Below are 18048 nucleotides of genomic sequence, written 5' to 3'. Positions count from 1 at the left end.
GACTAGGAGCGCACCGTGACCCCGATCCGAAGAATCCTGCTCACCCTGCTGGCAGCAGTCCTCCTGATCCCGGGCGGCGCGGGGGTGGCCCACGCCGCCCCCGCCACCTGGAGCCCACCCGCCAACCTCGTCACCCCGCTGAACGAGGTCTGGCAGCACGTCGAGTCCACGTACAACAACGGCAACCTGTACGGGTTCCGCAACTACGGCTGGGACCAGGTCATGGCCAACGGCGGGTACATCAACTACTGCGTACGCTGGGATTCCTCGGCGACCGTCACCGCGGCGCAGCGTGACCAGATCCAGGCCACCCTCGCCCGCCAGCACAAAAAATGGATGGACGAGCTCGTCGGCCACAACGGCTGGCCCTACACCGACGTCCCCGTACGGGTCGTCGGCTGGGCCGTCCGCGACCGCGCCCAACTCCAGTGGACCGACACGTCGGTCGACATCTACGTCAACAACATCAACGAGAACGCCCCGCAGTGCGCACCCCCGTGCGGCCGCTTCTTCAACCAGAACGGGCAGTACCCGACCTGCCCCGGCGGCATCACCCACCACTACGACCAGTCCCTCTGGCTGACGGACGGCTTCAACGGCGGCGCCGGCGGCGACTGGGGCCAGCGCATCGGCCGCGAGTACTACATGTCCAACCTCAGCACGGACAACATCCACATCCTCCTGCACGAAATGGGCCACACCTGGGGCCTCGACGACTTCTACGACTGGACCCCCACCGGCGTCGGCGGCTTCCTCATGCAGGCAGGCTCCGCCACCCGGATCACCGAATTCGACGCCTGGATGTTCCGCGACTGGTGGCGCCACCTCAAGAGCCGCTACGGCCGGTAAACGCACATCCGGCTGGACTATTCGCAGGCCACACCATCGCCGTCCCGGTCCAGCTTGCGTGAGTACCCGGGATCACCTGCGTAGATCGGATCAGCACCGGCCGCCCTGACCGCGGCGCAGTTCGCGTAGTAGACCTCGGCGGTCGGCTTCTTGGTCTTCGGCTTGGTGGTCGGCTTCTTCGTGGTCGGCTTTTGGGTCGTCGGCTTGTTGGTGGTCGGTTTCTTGGTGGTCGGTTTCTTGGTGGTCGGCCTTTGGGTGGTCGGCCTTTGGGTGGTCGGCCTTGTGGTGGTCGGGCGCGGCTGCGGGTTCGTGACGGCCGGCTTCGGTTTCGGGCCGGCTGTCCCCGCCGGCTTCGACGTCGTCGACTCCGACTCCGACTCCGACTCCGCCGAGCTGGCCGTCGGCGACGCGGTCTCCGTTGACACGGGGGTGTCCGGGCCGGCCGTTGCGCTGCTGGGCGCGCCGATCAGCTTCGAATCCGCGGTGTCCTTCTTGGCGGGGTCGCCGGCAGCCAGGCCGATCGCGGTGACGCCACCGCAGCACAGCAGCACTCCCAGCACGGACGCACCGACAATGATCGGCCACTTCTTACGCTTGGCGGGCGGAGGAACAGGCAGCTGCCACGGTTGCGCCGGTGTGACCATCGGACCACTGTGGTCCACAAACCGAACCCTGTGGATCACCTGTCCGGCCAGCCCCCCAGCGACGATCGGCGCCCCATTCCGCATCACGGCCACCGCCCCGGCCCACCGACCGAAATGCTCCAATCCCTGCGGCCACCACCTCAGACCACCACGGCCACGGCCACGGCACAGCCACTGCCACGGCTACTGCCACGGCCACGGCCACGGCACAGCCACTGCCACGGCCACGGCGACCAACCACGCCGCACCGCACCGCACCGTCGAGCCTTCAACGCGACTCGCACCCTGCGTGACTACCAGCGACGCACCATCACGCCCGATAAGGAATATGTCATGGGCGAACGCACGATGTTGCGCGTTTGACAGCCGTCGCCACATAACATTGCGCCGACCCAAAGCGAAGCGCACCATTCCGCCACCAACGACAACAGATAACTTTCGCCAGCCTCACCCTGCGCCCCTCTACGCTCACACGCGGTGGCAAGGCCCAGGACCAACATCCCCGACCAGAGCGTCGCAAGCGGGACGCACGGGTCAAGGTCCGTCCAACAAATGACCACCGAGGACAGCCCGACCCGATCCGCCGCCGTGCCACCCTGCCCGCCGACCCCACGGCCCACCGCGCCGACCTCGCGCCGCCAGCCCTGAGCCCCTGGACCCAGCATGTGCAGCTGGTCGAAGGCAGCTGATCCAGGACAGCAGGCCAAGGAGAAGTCCTCCCTGGCCCTGGCCCGTCTCTGGCCCGGTGATGCGGTCCTACCTGGAGGGTTCCCGGATGTCCGGCCCGCTCGGCAGGGCCTTTGACCGGTTCATCGGCTGGACGCGGGCTCTCTGACATGTCGCTGCACGACGAGAGGTCCCTCCCATAGCGGAAGGGACCTCTCGATGGTTGTGGGTGTCGGTCAGTGCTGGGCCTCAGCCGCGTACAGGGCGGCGACCTCGGTATCGGTCAGTGCGTGGTCGTACGCGTGGACCTGGTCGATCGAGCCGGACCAGAAGTCGGTCCTGTTGCCGGCGTACTTCGCACGGCCGGCGGACAGCGGCCCCGTGCTGACGACGTCCGGACCGGCTGTGGCATTACCGGCGGGCTGGCCGTCGACGTAGAGGCGGACCTGGCCGCTTGTGTGGTCGCGGACGCCGACGAGGTGGTACCAGCGGTTCAGGTCGGGGGTGATCGTCAGGCGGGCGCGGTTGCCGCCGGGGGTGCTGAAGGCGAAGGCGCCCTGGCCGTACTGGAGGTAGAAGGGGCTTTCGGTTTTGCGGCCGTCCTGGCTGATGGCGGTGGCGTAGTTGCCCGGGATCTTGTCGAGGGTGACCCAGGAGGCGATGGAGTAGTCGCGGGTGGTGTCGACGACCGGGCCGGTGGTTTCGGCGGAGTCGCCGTCGCCGTCGAAGGCCAGGGCTGTGCCGGTCACGCCGGGGGCCCATTTCGCGTCGCCCTTCAGGGAGAGGGGGCTGCCGCCCGTGCTGCTGTCCGCTGCGGTGGTGCCGGTGCCTTCGTTCAGGGCCCAGTCGCCTCGGCCGGGAAAGGTGGCGTCCTTGCCGGCGTCGGCGCCGGCGCGGATGACCTGGAGGTTGATGGCGCGTACGGGGGCCGGGTCGACCTTGATCTCGCGGCGGTCGTACGTCCACAGGCCGTTGAGCTCGGTTTCCAGGTCGGTGATCTGGGTGTAGACCGAGCCGGACAGCTCGGCGCCCGCGGCCTCGAGGTAGAACGTCCGGGTGTTGTCGACGTACTTGGCGGTCAGGGCTGCCTTGTCGGCGACGCCGCTGTAGATCGCCGCGGGCGGGCCGGGCCACATGTGCCCGGGGGTGCGCAGGGTGAAGCCGCCGTGCTCGCCGTCCATCGCGACGCGGGTGGCGTCGGGGTAGGGGGCTTCGCGGTTCAGGTAGTCGTGGTGGTCGATGACGTCGCCCTTGCCGGAGTCACCCTTGGAGTCGCAGCAGTTGACGCCGCTGTGGGCGTTGACGATGCGGCTCGGGTCGGCGGCCTTGACCTCTTCGGCGATGCGGCCGGTCGCGGTGCGGTCCCATTCGCCCCAGCCCTCGTTGAAGACGACCCAGCCGATCAGCGCCGGGGAGTTGTGCAGCTGCGCCATCTCCTGGTCGGCCTGGGTGCGCCAGGCCTGCTGACCCGCGGGCGTGCGGATGGCCGCGGAGACGAAGTCCTGCCAGACCAGCAGGCCCAGCTCGTCGGCGTGGCGGTACCAGCGGGCCGGTTCCACCTTGATGTGCTTGCGGATCGCGTTGAAGCCGAGCGCCTTGGTCGCCTTCAGGTCGAAGAGCATCGCCTCGTCGCTGGGTGCCGTGTAGAGCCCGTCGGGCCAGAAACCCTGGTCCAGGGTGGCGAGAGAGAAGACCGGCTTGCCGTTGAGGACGAGCTTCTGGAAGCCGCCGACGTTCTGCACGGCGATGGACCGCATGCCGAAGTAGCTGCGTACGGTGTCCTTCTTCAGCGTCACGTCGAGGTCGTAGAGGTACGGGTCGTCCGTACTCCACAGGTGTGGCTTGGCGATCTTCAGCTGGAGCGCGGTGTTGACGGCGCCCGTGACCGTGGCGACCTTGTGGCCCTTCTTGTCCCGTGCGGTCGCGGTGACCTTGGTGCCGGCGGTCGCGGTGGCCGACTTGACCGTCACGGTCAGCGAGCTGGTGGCCAGGTCGGGGGTGGTGACGATGTCGTCGATCGAGACCGGCGCCACCGGCTCCAGCCAGACTGTCTGCCAGATGCCCGACGTCGGGGTGTAGACGATGCCGCCCGGGTTCGTGGACTGCTTGCCGATCGGCTGGTCCTGCCCGGTCGTGTCGGTGACGGCGACGACGATCTCCTGCTTGCCGCGGCCTCGCACGGCGTCGGTGATGTCCGCGGTGAAGGCCGTGTAGCCACCGGTGTGCTCGGCGACGAGCGTGCCGTTGACCCACACCTTCGCCTGGTAGTCGACCGCGCCGAAGTTCAGCTTCAGCCGCTTGCCCGCCCAGTTCTGCGGGATCGACACGAGCTTGCGGTAGAACGAGTGGTCCTCGTGGCGCTCCACACCGGACAGCAGCGACTCCATCGGGAACGGCACGGTGATCCGCTCGCCGAGCGCCTTGCCGAAGACCGGTTGCTGCGCCGCGGTCGCCCCGGCGAACTCCCACTGTCCGTTGAGGTTCAGCCAGTCCTTGCGTACCTGCTGGGGCCTGGGGTATTCCTGCAGTGGCCTGGCGGGGTTGACCTTGTCGCCCCACGTCGTGGTCAGGCGGTGGGTGGAGGCGTTCGCCGCGGTCCGGATGACCTGCGGAACGGCTGCGCCGCCGACGATCAGACCACCATTCCCGTCGTACGTGACCCGCACACGCTGGCCCTTCTGCACCGGCTCGCTCAGCGTGATGACGAGCTTGTCCCCCGCGACCCGCACCGACTTGATCGGCATCGGCGTGGTGTCGGCCTCGACAACCAGGTGCTGCGCCGCTTGTCCAACGTTGTCAATCGCGCCCTCGAAGTCGGCGACGACCTTCGTCCCGGCCCGGTCGACGGAGAAGTCCACCGGGTACACCTGGAACCCGTCCGGCGGGGTGAACGCCGACTCCGGCACCAACTGCCTGGCGATCCCGGCCCCGGACCAGCGCAGGAACAGGTTCGCGCCACCGACATCCTGGAACATCTCTATGCGTACGTCGTGAGCCTCACCGGCCACCAGATGCACCGGGCTGCTGGTCTGCTCGACGTCCCAGTCCCCGACCCAGTGATCGATCACCGCGGCATCGTCGATCAGGAACCGGAACCCGTTGTCCCCGACCATCGAGAACGTGTAGTCCCCGGTCGCCGGCGCGGTGATCTTCCCGGTCCAGCGGGCGGTCGTGTGCTCCGTCCGCCCGGTCAGCGACTCGAACGTCCCCGCCAGCCCGGGCAGGTCGATGTTCGGGTCCAGCAGCACCCCGCCGAGCTCGGCGAAGTCCCGCGCCCCCGGCGCGGACATGCGGAAGTATTCGCCCTTCAGACCGTGCACAGTGGCCGCCCCCGCGGGGCTCGACGGCACGGCGAGGATCGAGATGGCCAGCATGACAACCAGCAGAAGTGGCCTCAGAGATGATCGGCGCATGCCACACACATTGACGCAAATGTATGCGGCATGTCAACAGAAGGTAACAGGAACGGACATTTGCTCCCGCCCGCAGCTCGCCGCCGCAGCCCGCAGCCGCCACTCGCCGCTCCAGCCGCAGCTCGCAGCCGCAGCCCGCGGAAGGTGGGTCAGAGGGGACGCTCCCGGACGCGCCGGAGGCGGCGCAGGAGGACGACCGCGGCCAGTGCGGACAGGGTCTCGCCCAGGGCCAGGGCGATCCAGACGCCTGTCGCTCCGAGGTGAGCGAGCGAGATCACCAGGGGCGCCTTGACGAGGACCAGGGTGCCGACGGAGATGGCGTAGGAGATCGCGGGCCGGCCGATTGCCTGGCTGTACGCCGATATCAGGGGTGTGACCCCGGCAGCGACGAACCCTGCGGCGATGATGCGCAGAGCCTGCTGAGTGGTCGTCGCGGCGTCGCCGCCGGGCAGGAACAGCGCCACGAGCGGGTCCGCGCCCACGATGACCACGCCTGCCGCGACTGCGCCGTAGCCGACGGTGGCACCCAGAGCCAGGGTCCGGGCGCGGGCCACCCGGTGGTGCAGGCCGCGCCCGGCGTTGTATCCGACGATGGGTTGCAGGCCCTGGCTGATGCCCAGTTGCGGCATCATGACGAACGTCTGGATCCGGGCGCAGACGGCGTAGGCGGCCAGCGCGGTGGCGCCGCCGGCGTGCGACAGGGTGTTGTTGACCAGTAGGGCGACCAGGGTCGCACCGAAGCCGGCGAGGAACGACGGGGCACCGACGCCGACCAGGGCACGCAGGGTCGGGCCGTGGGGGCGCAGGTCGGCCCGGGTGATGCGGTAGGGCCGGTCGCGTTGCAGGAAGAAGAACCAGATGCTCATCGCCGCGGAGACGGCCTGGCCGCCGACGGTGCCGAGGGCCGCGCCGCGAACGCCCCAGCCGAGTCCGAAGATCAGGAGTGGGTCGAGGGTGATCTGGACCAGGACCGGGACGACCCACAGCAGGGTGGAGAACCGCAGCCGGCCCTCGGCGCGGACCAGGCTGGAGAAGCCGGTCGAGACGAGGGCCCCGCAGAGCAGCACGATCATGTAGTCGCGGGTGAGACCGCGGGTCGCGGGATCGGTGCCGAGTGCGGTGAGCAGCGGCTCGACGGCGAGCAGGCCGGCCCCGGTGATCAGGGCTGCGGTCAGCCAGAAGACGGCGAAGGCGTTTCCGGTGGCACGGGCAGCGCCGGCCGGGTCGCCGGCGCCGAGACGACGGGAGACCAGCGACGCGCCGCCCGCTCCGACTGTGGTGGAGACAGCGCCGAGGATGAGCAGGACCGGGGCGGCGAGGTTGACGGCCGCCATGGCGTCGGTGCCGACGCCGCGAGCGACGAACCACGCGTTGGTGAGGGCGTAGATGCCGTAGACACCGACCGACAGCGTGGTCTGGGAGCAGGTGTGCCACAACAGCCGCCCGATCGGGCGGCTGCCGAGCATCGCCGTGGTCTCGGCCGGGGGCCGGCGGGTGGAGCGGCTCAGCGGGATTCCCGGCCGAACAGAGCCATGACCTCGTGCAGGCGCTCGCGGGCCCAGTCGTACTGCACGGTGTCGGTGTGGCCGCGGTAAACGGTCTCGATGATCATGATGAGAACCAGGTAGAGGGTGTAGAGCCTGCGGCGCTGCCGATCACCGGCGGTGAGTCCGGCGTGGCCGTACCCGCGCAGGAACGCCGCGGGGTCGCCGAACGCGGGCAGATCGACGGCGGTGAAGCCGGCCTCCATGAGCGGGTCGCCGTAGAACGCGCGTTCGTGGTCGATGATCGCGACGATCTTCCCGTCGCGGATCATGACGTTGCTGTCCCACAGGTCCCACTCGACGAACCGGGGCTCGGTCACCTCGTCCAGGCAGTCCTGGTTCCCGGCGATCAGGTCGCGGATCAGGTCGTAGTCGTAGCCGATGTCGACGGATCGGCGTTGCCCGTCGGCCAGGACGTCGCCGATCATGCGGGTGAAGCACCCCCGCCAGGTCGGATCGCCGGGCCCGGTGATCGGGCCGAAAGCCGCGCCGCGGATGCTGTTGAGCTCACGGTTCGCCGCACCGAGCGCCTCGTTGTAGCTGTCGCGGTCGGCTGCGCTCAGGCTGTCCTTCACGATGCCGAAGTTGTCCGCGTCGATGTAGGGCATGAAGAACCAGTCGGCGTCGCAGAGTTCGTGGCTGCGGTCGGCGTAGTCGACGTGCGGGACCGGCACGCCGGTGCGTTCGGCGATGAGCCGCAGCGATGCCAACTCGATCTCCATCGCGCCGCGCTCGTAGGTCATCACCTCGATGTGCGGCGGCGGCGCGATCTTGAGCACCACCCCGGTGCCGTCCCGCAGCCGGATCCGGTACGCCACGTTGAACCAGCCGTGTCCCAGCTCGTGCACCCGATCGCCGTCCTCGGGGACCTGGTCCAGGCCGTACGCCCTGTCGATCATGGCGCGCAGGGTGTCCAGGGACTGCCGGTTCTTGGTGATGCTTTCCATCGGTGCCTCGCCTCGTACGCAGGATGAGCCGTTGACCTGGCCCAGCGCGTCGCACGGTACGGGCGAGACCGCTCTCATCACCAGCGTCGCCGGAAGATGTCCCGGCGGGTCCCGGGTCTGCTGCGCGTGTGAAGATCGATCGGCGGAATTGCCCGGCTGACGAGAGAGGGATCTGTGGCGCACAGCGGCGAGTTGTCGGTTTCGGTCGGGGCGGGCGTGGCGCTGGTGGAGATCCGGCGGGCGCCGAACAATCATTTCGACGAGCGGCTCATCGGTGAGCTCGTCGAGGCGACGGGCACGCTCGGGGAGGATCCGGGCTGCCGGGTCATCGTGCTGGCGTCGCAGGGGAGGCATTTCTGTGCCGGCGCGGATTTTGCGACGGCGGATTTCGCGGGGGATCCTGCGTCCGCGGCGGGGCGGTTGTACCGGCGGGCGGCGCCGCTGTTCGAGGTGCGGGTGCCGATGATCGCGGCGGTGCAGGGTACGGCGGTGGGTGGCGGGCTCGGGCTGGCGTGCGTGGCGGATTTCCGGGTGGCCGAGGCGGCGACGCGGTTCGTCGCCAACTTCGCGCGGCTGGGGTTTCCGCAGGGGTTCGGGCTCAGTGTCACGCTGCCGCGGCTGGTGGGGCCGCAGCTGGCCGGGGACATGCTGCTCACGGGGCGGCGGGTCGGCGGGGAGGAAGCGGTCGCCGCGGGGCTCGCCGATCGGCTGGCTGCGCCGGGCACGGTTCGGGAGACCGCGATGGAGTGGGCGCGGTCGTTCGCGGTGGCGGCGCCTCTGGCCGTACGGTCGATGCGGGAAAGCTTGCGTGGCGACCTGCCGCAGCGGGCGCGCGCAGCGATGGAGCACGAGCTGGCCGAGCAGGCGAAGCTCTGGCAGACGCGGGACAGCGCGGAGGGCATCGCCGCCAGCCTGCAGCGCCGCGAGCCGATCTTCCGCGGAGAATGAAAAGGGGGAATGAGTGATCCGCATTCAGCTCGGCGAGTCGACGCTCGACCGCACCCGGATCGCGTTGAGCCCGCTCAACGAGCTGGTCGCCGGGCTCGAGCTGGTGCATCGTGAGCGGGCGAACGAGCGGGCGCCCTGGCCGTACACCGAGTGGGTCGATCGTGCCCGTCAGGTCCTGCGGGACGTCCCGGAGACCGCGCCGCTGCGGGTCTATGCCGAGCTCTACGGCACCGAGCACGCCCGCAAGACGCCGGATCTCTTCACGCACGTGCCGATCGGAGCCCGGCCGGCACTGGCCGAGCAGGTGGAGCTGCTGCGCGCGACGGCGCACGAGACCGTCGAGGAGCAGTTCACCACGCACTACCCCGAAGGACTGCCAAGCTTTTTGAAGCCCTACATGTACGACGGGGAGCGCGCGTTCACCCTCCTCGCCGACGCCATGCTGGCGTTCTGGGCGGGGGCGCTCGCGCCGTACTGGCCGGTGATGCGGGCCGCGCTGGACGAGGAAGTGCTGCTCCGCGCGCGTACGCTCGCCGCGCACGGCCCCGAGGCGGTCCTGACCGGTCTGCGCTGGGTGGCCCGCTGGGACCGGCCGGTGCTGTCCCTGCCGAAGCGGCGCGAGTCGGTGCTGCCCGCGCACGACAAGCGGCTGCTGCTGGTGCCGCTGATCCTCGCGCAGGACCGGCCGAGCGTGTCCACGGACCATCCCGAGATCCTGATGGTGACCTACCAGGCCCGGGGCGCGGCGGTGCTGGCCCGCAAACCGGTGCGACCCGCGCGGGACCGGCTGGCCCAGCTGATCGGGCCCGGGCGGGCCGGGGTGCTGCGGGCGTTGACCGAACCGGCGACGACCACCGCGCTCGCCGCCACGCTGGGCCTGTCCCCCAGCACCGTCTCCGAGCAGCTCAGCTCGCTGCTGGAGACGGGGGCCGTCGCGCGCTCCCGCACCGGCCGGCACGTGCTCTACGAGCTCGAGCCCGCCGGCGCCGCCCTGCTCGCCCAGTTCACGGACGATTCGGGTCCGGCCGAAGCGTTGGAGCACCCGCCGCATCGTTCCTAACGTCCGAGGGCATGCGATCCCTCCTCACCGGCGTGCTGCGGCGCCGGGCCCGCCCGCTCGCCCTGGCCTGCGCGGCGTCGACCGGGCACCAGATCTGCGAGGCGCTGGTCCCCCTGGCCATCGGCCTGGCCGTCGACCGCGCGGTGAACGGCGGGTCCGTCACCTCGATCCTGGTGGCGGTCGGCGCGATCCTGGTGCTGTTCACCATCCTGGCGAGCGGCGGTGGCACCACTTTCTGGCAGCTCACCGCGGCGACCGCCACCGAGGCCCACGATCTGCGGGTACGCGCGACCGCCGCGATCCTCACCGATCCGCACGCGGGCGCGGGCCGCCGCTCCGGGGACCTCGCCAACGTCCTCGTCTCCGACGCCAAGGGCACCGCGGACGTCCTGCGCGCGGTGGTGAACGTGGTCTCGGGAGCCGCCGCCGTGATCGTGACGGTGGTGGTGCTGCTGGGCGTCGACCCCTGGCTCGGGATCGGCATCGCCGTGGGCGTACCCGTGCTCACCGTGGGGATCGACCGGATCAGTCCCCTGGTGGAACGCCGGATCGCCGCGCGCCAGCAGAGCTCCGGGCTGGCCGCCGCGCTCGCTGCCGAGCTCGTGCACGGGTTACGGCCGTTGCGGGGCTTCGGTGGTGTCCCTCAAGCGATCCGGCGCTATCGCCGGGCGAGCGGGGAGTCGCTGGACGCCGCGCTGCGGGGCGCCACGGCGACGGCCGCGGTGGAGGGTGCCGGGCAGGTCGCCACGGGAATCGTGCTGGTGGGGACCGCTGCCGCCGCGGGGCGATGACGCTCTCCGGGCGGATCACGGTCGGCGAGCTCATCACCGTGGTCGCCATGGCCTCCTTCGCCGGCGAACCGGTCCAGCGTCTCACCGCCGGCATCAAACTCGCCGCGATCGCCCGCGCCGGTGCGGCCCGGGTCGCCGCCCTGCTGGACCGCGTGGAACGGGCGAGCACAGCGGACCTGTCAAGCCGCGCGGTCGAGGGGGAAGTGCGGCTCCGAGGTGGGGGCATCGAGGTTGACGTGCGGGCGGGTGAGTTGCTCGGTGTCGTCAGCGTGCGACCGGAGGTGGCGGACTCCGTGATCGAGTCGCTGCGCGGTCCGGGGGTACTCGTGGAGCCGCACGCGGTGCACCTGTTCGGACGGAGCCTGGCGGAGGCCCTCGACACCGGCCGGGGTGGGGACCCGTCCCGGGCGCTCGCCGCGGCGCAGGCGGCGGAGGTGAGCACCGCGCTTCTCAACGGTGGCGTAAACCTCTCCGGCGGGCAGCGGCAACGGGTCGCGCTGGCCCGTGCTCTCGCCGCCCGGCCACCGGTGCTGGTGCTGCGCGACCCGCTCACCGCGGTGGACGCCGTCACCGAGGACGCGGTGGCCGAGGGGCTGGCCGCGCTGCGCCGGGACGCGGCCGATGGTGGTGCGAGCGCAGGTGGTGGTGCGGGTGGCACCACGGTTGTCGTCTGTACCTCGCCGCCGCTGCTCGCCCGCTGCGACCGGGTGGTGTTCTTCCCCGGCGACCGGCCACCCATAACGGATACGCATGCCCGGCTGGCCGGGGACGCCGACTATGCCGAGGCGGTGCTGCGATGACGACCAGCACCCACACGCTGCCCATCGCCACCGCGCGGGAGAGTTCGGCGGTGCTCGGGGAGTCAGTCCGGGCGCATCCCGGGGCGGCCTGGCTCGCGTTCGGGTGGACCGGGCTCGGGGCCGCCGCCACCGTCACCGTGCCGTTGGTGCTGGGGCGGGTGGTGGACGCGGTTCGGGGCGGGGGTGCGTACCCGTATGAGTTGATCCTGGTCCTGGCCGGGGCTGTTCTGGCCGGGGCGGTCTGCTCCGCGCTGGCCCTGCGCGGCAATGAGCGGCTCGGGTCACTGATCGCGGCCGACCTGCGCGAGAAGGTCGTGGAGCGCACGCTCGGGCTGCCACCGGCGCTGCTGGAGAACGTCGGCGGCGGCGAGGTGTCGTCCCGGGTGACCGAGGATCTGGAGGACTTCGTCGCGGCTGTGCCGGTGGTGGCGCAGGTCCTGAGCGCGGGTGTCACCGTGGTGCTGTCGGCGGTGGGGTTCCTCGCGCTGGACTGGCGGCTGGCGCTGGCTTTCGTCGTGGTGTTCCCGATCTACGGGCTCAGCCTGCGGGCCTACCTGCCCCGGGCGGCGCTGCTCTACGCCACGGAGCGCAGGCTGGCCGCCGAACGGGGACGGGTCATGCTGGAGTCGTTGCACGGCAGATCCACCGTGCACGCGTACGGGATGGCGGCGCTGCAGACGCGGCGGCTCGAGGCGGCCTCGCAGGACAATCTGAGCGTGGCCCTGCGTGCGGCCCGCAGTTATCTCTGGTTCAGCAAGTCGATGAACGCGGCCGAGGCGGCCGGGTTGTCCGCGGTGCTGCTGACCGGGTGGTGGCTGGTCCGCACGGATGTCGTGACGGTCGGTGCGGTGACGGCTGCCGCGCTGTTGTTCCACCGGCTGTTCTCGCCGCTGGGTGAGCTGCTGCTCTCCTTCGACGACGTGCAGCGCGCGCAGGCCTCGCTGGCCCGGACCGCGGGGGTGCTGCTCGTGGCGCCGCCCGCGCCGGGAATCCGGGCCGCCCCTGGGCGGTCCGTCGCGGTCGCGGTGAGCGGGGTGCGGCACGCGTACGGCGAGGGGCCGGTGGTGCTCCGGGGCATCGACCTCGTGGTGCCGGCGGGTACGTCGCTCGCGCTCGTCGGCGGCAGCGGGGCCGGGAAGACGACCCTGGCGAACCTGGTGGCCGGGACGTTCCCCGCGACCGCCGGCACGCTGACGCTGGACGGGACCGGCATTCAGGACCTCGACGCGGGGACGCTGCGTGACTGGGTCGGGGTGGTCTCGCAGGAGACCTATGTGTTCACGGGGACGCTGCGCGACGATGTCACGTTCGCGGCGAAGGGGCCGTGCGGTGACGATCAGATATTCGCGGCGCTGCGGACCGTCCGCGCGGACACCTGGGTCAAAGCACTGCCGTCGGGCCTGGACACGCTGGTCGGCCCCGGCGAGCACCCGCTGACCGCCGCGCAGATCCAGCAACTCGCTCTGGCCCGCCTCGCCCTGCGGGACCCACCCGTGGTCATCCTCGACGAGGCCACCGCCGAGGCGGGCAGCGCGGGCGCCCGTGATCTCGAGGAAGCGGCGTCGGCCCTGATCGCCGGACGCACCGCGATCGTCGTGGCGCACCGGCTGACCCAGGCCCGTGCCTGCGACGCCATCGCGGTCCTGACCGACGGGAGGATCGCGGAGACGGGTACGCACGACGAGCTGCTCGCGCGCGGTGGCCACTACGCGACATTGTGGGCGGCGTGGTCGCGCTGACCCGTACTGATTGTGCGTGGTTACCGCGCGGCGCGGAATCTACGTTCTGATCATGAACGAACAGAACCCGGTCATCCTGGTGCACGGCATGTGGCACGGAAGCTGGTGCTGGAGCCGGCTGACGGGACAGCTGGCGGCTGCGGGCGTACCCTCCGTCGCTGTCGACCTCGATGGTCACGGCCTGAAGGCACGCTCGCCGCGCGCCCGCTGGTCCCGGCCCTTCGACCCGGCGGCCTTCGCGACCGAGCCCGCGCCGTCCGCCGGGGTGACCGCCTCGTCCGCGGCGGGCGACCTGGTCGCGCAGATCCGCCTGGCCGGCAACGGACGCCCGTGCGTCGTGGTCGCGCACAGCATGGGCGGGGTCGTCGCCACCGCCGCGGCGGAGCTGGCCCCCGAGCTCTTCGCCGAGCTCGTGTATCTCGCCGCGTTCGCGCCGGTCAGCGGGGTCCCGGCCGCCGACTACATCGCGAGCCCGGAGAACGAGGGCGAGAAGGTGGGCGCCCTGCTGCGGGCCGACCCGGCCGTGGTCGGGGCCCTGCGGCTGGACCCGGGCGACCCGGCCGGGCACGCCGCCGCCCGGGACGCCTTCTACCACGACGTCGACGAGCCTACGGCCGGCGCGGCGATCGCCCTGCTCACCCCGGACGGCCCCGCGGGCATCCCGGGCGAGACCTTCCCGATCACCCCCGCACGGTACGGATCCGTGCCCCACACCTACATCGTGTGCACCGGCGACCGCGCCGTCCCGGCAGCCCTGCAGCGCCGCTTCGTCACGGAGATCGACGCGGTGTCCGCCGCGCCCACGACGGTCGTCGAACTGGCCACCTCGCACTCGCCGTTCCTGTCCGCGCCGGAGGAGCTCGCCGAGGTGATCGTTAAAGTGAGGTCATGAGCCTCGACCAGCTGGGGGATTTCCTCCGGCACCGCCGCGAGTCACTGGCACCCGCGGCGGTGGGCATCGCCGTCATCGGGCGGCGTCGCACCCCGGGGCTGCGCCGCGACGAGGTGGCGACCCTGGCGAGCATGTCCCCGGTCTACTACGAGCGCATCGAGCAGGGCCGCGGGCCGAAACCGTCGGCCGCCGTCCTGGGCGGCCTGTCCCGCGCCCTGCGGCTGACCGGGGACCAGCGCGAACACCTCTACCGCCTCGCCGGTCAGGCCGCGCCCCTGCAGCCCGAACCCGCCGGCTACGTCGACCCGGGCCTGCTCTGCGTCCTCGACGCGGTCGCCGCCACCACCCCCGGGTTCATCTCCGACGAGCTCGGCACCGTGGTCGCCCAGAACACGCTCAACGTCGCCCTGTTCGGGCAGTTCGCCGGGCTGCCCGGCTTCGAGCCGAACCTGGTGTGGCGGTGGTTCACGTCGCCGGCGTGGCGGCTCAAGCTGGAACCCGAGGAGCAGCACGAGCAGACCGGGCGGGCGTACGTCGCCGACCTGCGCACCATCGTCGCCCGCCGCGACGGCGATCCCGCGGCCACCACGCTGGTCGCGCAGCTGAGCACGGCCAGCGCCGAATTCGCGGCCATGTGGGGCGACCACGAGGTGTCGGTGCTGCACTGCGCGACGAAACAGGTCCACGACGACCGGGTGGGCCGCCTCGACCTGGACTGCGTCGTGATGCTCAGCCCGCTCTCCCGCCAGCGGATGCTGCTCCTGCGCCCCGCCACCGCGGACACCACCACCGCACTCACCCGCCTGCACGCCCTGATCACCCGGGCTTGACGCCCAGCAACGCCGACAGGGTGGTCGCGGCGAGTTCTTCCGGCTCGCCGCCCAGGCCGTAACGCTCGTGCGGGCGTTGCAGGTGGAGCACCGCGAGGCCGTGCAGCGTCGCCCAGATCGAGCGGGCGGTGAGCTCCGGTGACGCGTGGGAGACGATCTCGCCGCTCTCCTGCGCGGCCACGACCGCACGTAGCAGCGTCCCGAACGCCGCCTCGCCCGCCGCGGAGGCCTCACCGCCCGGGCGGCTGCGGAACATCGTGACGAACAGCCCCGGATGCTCGTGCGCGAACCGCACGTAGGCGCCGCCGAGACCCACGAGCCCGGTGGCCTTCTCGAGATCGTCGGCGAGGGTCCGGTAACCCTCCTCGGCCACCGCGCTCAGCAGGTCGTCGCGGTTGGTGAAGTGCCGGTAGGGGGCGGCCGTGCTGACCCCGGCGCGGCGGGCCACCTCGTTGAGGCTGAACTGCTCGTGCCCGCTCTCGGCGAGGATCTCCTTCGCCCCGTCGATCAGCGCCTGCCGCAGCGCCCCGTGGTGATACGTCTTCCGATCCGCCATGTTGACGATTCTAACATTGCTGCTATGTTAGTGCCGTTCACATCGCATACATCATGAGGCGGTTTCCATGCGGCAGATGACGGCAGCACAGTTCCAGCGCTACGGCGGTCCGGAGGTCCTGGAGATGGCGTCGGTGCCGCGGCCCACGGCAGGTCCCGGCGAGGTGCTCGTGAAGATCGAGGCCTCGGCGGTCAACCGGCACGACGCGGTGGTCCGCAGCGGCACCCTGAAGATCGTGACCGGCCGTAAGTTCCCCCTCGGCGTCGGCCTCGACCTCGCCGGGACGGACCTTGCCACTGGTGCGCCCGTCTGGGGCATGGTCTCCCCCAAGTCCGGCCACGTCACCGGCTCCGCCGCGGAATACGCCGTGGTGCCCGCGGACCGCGTCGCCCCGATGCCGTCCACACTGTCCTGGACCGACGCCGCCGCACTCGTCACCTCGGGCACGACGGCCCTGACCGCCCTGCGCGACATGACCCACGTCCGCCCCGGTGAGCGGGTCCTGATCCGGGGCGCGGCCGGCACGGTGGGGATGGTCGCCGTGCAGCTCGCCGTCGCGCTGGGCGCGCACGTGGTCGCGCTGGCCGGCAGCCGTGACCTCGATTTCGTGGCGGAACTGGGCGCGCACGAGGTCATCGACTACCGGACGGTGGCACCGGCCGATCTCGAGCCCGCTGACGTCATTCTGGACACCGTCGGCGCGGACCTGCTCGCCTACCGCCGCCGTCTCAAGCGTGGCGGCCGCATGGTCACCGTCAACTTCGGCTCGGCGAAAGCCATGACCGCGATCGCCGCCTCGGCCGTCTTCGGCGAGCAACGCGTCCGTACGTTCAGCAGCTACCCCGACACCCGCCTGCTCGACGACCTCGCGGGATTCGTCGCCGCGGGCTCGGTGCGGCCCGTGGTGGACACGGTCTTTCCGCTGCGGCGCATCGCCGACGCCCACCGCGCCCTCACCGAGCCGGGCCACCGCGGCAAACTCGTCCTGGTCCCCTGACGCTCCCCGGAGATCGGCCGGCGGCTGGGAGCGTGGCCGAGCGTGGGGCGCGTACGCTCCGGGTGTGGTTGAGGAGCAGATCGAGAAGCGCCAGGGGTCGTTCTGGCGAGAGCTGCCGGTCCTCGTCGGGGTGGCGATCCTTGTTGCTGTCCTCATGCGAGCGTTCGTGCTGCAGACCTTCTTCATCCCCTCGCCGTCGATGGAGCACACGCTCGACATCGACGACAAGGTGCTGGTGAACAAGCTCGTCTACGACTTCCGTGACCCTCGGCGCGGTGAGGTCATCGTGTTCAGGGCGCCGAAGCAGTGGCAGAGCGGGGACGAGGGCGAGGACTTCATCAAGCGCATCATCGGGGTCGGTGGTGACCGGGTGCAGTGTTGCGACGCCGAGCAGCGCATCACGGTCAACGGTCACGCTCTTGTGGAGCCGTACATCTACAAGGATGCCGGCGGGGTGTCCAACGAGGCTGCCGGCGCGCCGTTCGACATCACCGTCCCGAGTGACCGGATCTGGGTGATGGGTGACCATCGCGAGGCGTCCGCGGACTCCCTGGAGCACTGGCGGACCAGCCAGAACATCCAGGAGGCGACGATCCCAGCCGATTCGGTCGTGGGCCGCGCTTTCACCGTCTTCTGGCCGGCCGGCCGGGCGACGTGGCTGACCGTGCCGAAGACGTTCGACGGCGTTCCCGCTCCCTGAGCACACGGCCCGCCGGATAGCATCCACGCTCATGGAGAACTTGGGCGCCCGCAGCCGCTTCCAGGCCGGCGCACTGACTGAACGTCTCGGCATGCTCGACGACGTCGAGCGGTGGTCCGGAACCCACCGCGCCCAGTGAAAACAACGTATGTGGGTTCGCGCCGGCGCCTCGCGCTCGCCACGATCACGATAGGTCTCGTCGCGTCGGTCATCGGGTGTGTCGCCGGCTATCTGGCACTGTCCGCGATCTTCGGGCGCTGGAGCTCCGAGACGATCAGCAGCGGGATCATCCACGTCGGTATGTACACGGTCGCGTTCACGCTCTTCACGGTCGTGCCCACGTTCCGGCGACCGGCGTTCCTGAGCTTCGGCGACGAGGGCATCGAGCTGGGCGCCGCGGGACGTGACGCGGTCCTGGTCCCGCACACCGCCGTAGCGCGGACCCGTGTGCGGGGGAGGTGGCCCGTCGCGGTGTTCGAGGTCTTCGTCGACGAGGCCGACGATGCGCAGGTGCTGCATCTGAACCGCCTCGGACGGCGGGCCCAGCGCAGGCGCAGGGCCGGTCAGGTCCGCTATTCCATGGTGATCAGCGGTCTGGACGCGTCGGCCGGCACCATCCGGGCACACGTGAACCGCCCGGCCGCGGGAGTGCGGCCGGACGGTTCTTCGTGA

16 protein-coding genes are annotated in these 18048 nt (G+C 70.9%); 11 read left to right on the top strand and 5 right to left on the bottom strand.

The annotated features are described in order from the left end of the window. Positions 1 to 15 precede the first annotated feature (15 nt). The gene (locus Aco04nite_RS16600; protein ID WP_244876046.1) at positions 16 to 849 is read left to right on the top strand and encodes a hypothetical protein; all 834 of its coding nucleotides are present in this window, start codon (positions 16 to 18) and stop codon (positions 847 to 849) included. 17 nt (positions 850 to 866) lie between these two features. On the opposite strand, the gene Aco04nite_RS16595 is transcribed toward Aco04nite_RS16600, so the two are convergent. From Aco04nite_RS16595 to Aco04nite_RS16580, 4 genes are all read right to left on the bottom strand, one after another. Further along, positions 867 to 1493 (bottom strand): excalibur calcium-binding domain-containing protein, encoded by a 627-nt coding sequence (locus Aco04nite_RS16595; RefSeq protein ID WP_212998113.1) that lies wholly within the window; start codon positions 1491 to 1493, stop codon positions 867 to 869. Between the two features lie 902 nt (positions 1494 to 2395). Further along, positions 2396 to 5572 carry a LamG-like jellyroll fold domain-containing protein gene (locus Aco04nite_RS16590; protein WP_212998112.1) on the bottom strand — a complete coding sequence of 1059 codons (3177 nt, stop codon included), beginning with the start codon at positions 5570 to 5572 and terminating at the stop codon, positions 2396 to 2398. 149 nt (positions 5573 to 5721) lie between these two features. Further along, positions 5722 to 7038, bottom strand: coding sequence for an MATE family efflux transporter (locus tag Aco04nite_RS16585; RefSeq protein WP_212998111.1), 1317 nt, complete (start codon positions 7036 to 7038; stop codon positions 5722 to 5724). A gap of 38 nt (positions 7039 to 7076) precedes the next feature. Continuing rightward, complete coding sequence (locus Aco04nite_RS16580; RefSeq protein ID WP_212998110.1) at positions 7077 to 8063, bottom strand: phosphotransferase family protein; 987 nt, start codon at positions 8061 to 8063, stop codon at positions 7077 to 7079. 174 nt (positions 8064 to 8237) lie between these two features. Here Aco04nite_RS16580 and Aco04nite_RS16575 point away from each other — a divergent pair, with 174 nt between their 5' ends. From Aco04nite_RS16575 to Aco04nite_RS16545, 7 genes are read left to right on the top strand one after another with little or no spacing between them, the layout of a single operon-like run. Beyond that, positions 8238 to 9011, top strand: coding sequence for an enoyl-CoA hydratase/isomerase family protein (locus Aco04nite_RS16575; protein WP_212998109.1), 774 nt, complete (start codon positions 8238 to 8240; stop codon positions 9009 to 9011). Positions 9012 to 9024: 13 nt separating this feature from the next. Beyond that, complete coding sequence (locus Aco04nite_RS16570; protein ID WP_212998108.1) at positions 9025 to 10071, top strand: helix-turn-helix domain-containing protein; 1047 nt, start codon at positions 9025 to 9027, stop codon at positions 10069 to 10071. An 11-nt stretch (positions 10072 to 10082) separates the two neighbouring features. Next, a complete protein-coding gene (locus tag Aco04nite_RS16565) occupies positions 10083 to 10862 on the top strand; it encodes an ABC transporter transmembrane domain-containing protein (protein WP_212998107.1) in 780 nt (259 codons plus the stop codon). Then, entirely contained in the window at positions 10859 to 11662 is an 804-nt protein-coding gene (locus Aco04nite_RS49600; RefSeq protein ID WP_212998106.1) for an ATP-binding cassette domain-containing protein, read from the top strand. The genes Aco04nite_RS16565 and Aco04nite_RS49600 overlap by 4 nt, the downstream gene beginning before the upstream one ends. Continuing rightward, positions 11659 to 13401 (top strand): ABC transporter ATP-binding protein, encoded by a 1743-nt coding sequence (locus tag Aco04nite_RS16555; protein WP_212998105.1) that lies wholly within the window; start codon positions 11659 to 11661, stop codon positions 13399 to 13401. Before Aco04nite_RS49600 ends, Aco04nite_RS16555 begins: the two co-directional genes overlap by 4 nt. A 52-nt stretch (positions 13402 to 13453) precedes the next feature. Further along, entirely contained in the window at positions 13454 to 14293 is an 840-nt protein-coding gene (locus Aco04nite_RS16550) for an alpha/beta fold hydrolase (RefSeq protein ID WP_212998104.1), read from the top strand. After that, entirely contained in the window at positions 14290 to 15123 is an 834-nt protein-coding gene (locus Aco04nite_RS16545; RefSeq protein ID WP_212998103.1) for a helix-turn-helix transcriptional regulator, read from the top strand. The genes Aco04nite_RS16550 and Aco04nite_RS16545 overlap by 4 nt, the downstream gene beginning before the upstream one ends. Here Aco04nite_RS16545 and Aco04nite_RS16540 read toward each other — a convergent pair. Continuing rightward, positions 15110 to 15679 (bottom strand): TetR/AcrR family transcriptional regulator, encoded by a 570-nt coding sequence (locus Aco04nite_RS16540; protein WP_212998102.1) that lies wholly within the window; start codon positions 15677 to 15679, stop codon positions 15110 to 15112. The genes Aco04nite_RS16545 and Aco04nite_RS16540 overlap by 14 nt on opposite strands. 76 nt (positions 15680 to 15755) lie before the next feature. On the opposite strand from Aco04nite_RS16540, the gene Aco04nite_RS16535 reads away from it, so the two are divergent. The 3 genes from Aco04nite_RS16535 to Aco04nite_RS16525 all read left to right on the top strand — a co-directional run bounded on the left by Aco04nite_RS16535 (position 15756) and on the right by Aco04nite_RS16525 (position 18048). Continuing rightward, positions 15756 to 16676, top strand: a complete 921-nt coding sequence (locus Aco04nite_RS16535) for an NAD(P)-dependent alcohol dehydrogenase (protein ID WP_244876045.1) — start codon at positions 15756 to 15758, stop codon at positions 16674 to 16676. A gap of 64 nt (positions 16677 to 16740) precedes the next feature. Then, positions 16741 to 17376 (top strand): signal peptidase I, encoded by a 636-nt coding sequence (gene lepB / locus Aco04nite_RS16530; RefSeq protein WP_212998100.1) that lies wholly within the window; start codon positions 16741 to 16743, stop codon positions 17374 to 17376. A 150-nt stretch (positions 17377 to 17526) separates the two neighbouring features. Next, positions 17527 to 18048, top strand: a complete 522-nt coding sequence (locus Aco04nite_RS16525; protein WP_212998099.1) for a hypothetical protein — start codon at positions 17527 to 17529, stop codon at positions 18046 to 18048.

This window comes from Winogradskya consettensis, from assembly GCF_018332715.1.
In the GTDB taxonomy this organism is placed as follows: domain Bacteria; phylum Actinomycetota; class Actinomycetes; order Mycobacteriales; family Micromonosporaceae; genus Actinoplanes; species Actinoplanes consettensis.
This window is presented reverse-complemented; position numbering and strand designations above follow the sequence as displayed.

Coding starts and splice junctions, on each gene's coding strand:
- Aco04nite_RS16595 (WP_212998113.1), bottom strand. CDS start 1,493: ATGGTCACACCGGCGCAACCGTGGCAGCTGCCTGTTCCTCCGCCCGCC.
- Aco04nite_RS16590 (WP_212998112.1), bottom strand. CDS start 5,572: ATGCGCCGATCATCTCTGAGGCCACTTCTGCTGGTTGTCATGCTGGCC.
- Aco04nite_RS16585 (WP_212998111.1), bottom strand. CDS start 7,038: ATGCTCGGCAGCCGCCCGATCGGGCGGCTGTTGTGGCACACCTGCTCC.
- Aco04nite_RS16580 (WP_212998110.1), bottom strand. CDS start 8,063: ATGGAAAGCATCACCAAGAACCGGCAGTCCCTGGACACCCTGCGCGCC.
- Aco04nite_RS16565 (WP_212998107.1), top strand. CDS start 10,083: ATGCGATCCCTCCTCACCGGCGTGCTGCGGCGCCGGGCCCGCCCGCTC.
- Aco04nite_RS49600 (WP_212998106.1), top strand. CDS start 10,859: ATGACGCTCTCCGGGCGGATCACGGTCGGCGAGCTCATCACCGTGGTC.
- Aco04nite_RS16555 (WP_212998105.1), top strand. CDS start 11,659: ATGACGACCAGCACCCACACGCTGCCCATCGCCACCGCGCGGGAGAGT.
- Aco04nite_RS16550 (WP_212998104.1), top strand. CDS start 13,454: ATGAACGAACAGAACCCGGTCATCCTGGTGCACGGCATGTGGCACGGA.
- Aco04nite_RS16545 (WP_212998103.1), top strand. CDS start 14,290: ATGAGCCTCGACCAGCTGGGGGATTTCCTCCGGCACCGCCGCGAGTCA.
- Aco04nite_RS16540 (WP_212998102.1), bottom strand. CDS start 15,679: ATGGCGGATCGGAAGACGTATCACCACGGGGCGCTGCGGCAGGCGCTG.
- Aco04nite_RS16535 (WP_244876045.1), top strand. CDS start 15,756: ATGACGGCAGCACAGTTCCAGCGCTACGGCGGTCCGGAGGTCCTGGAG.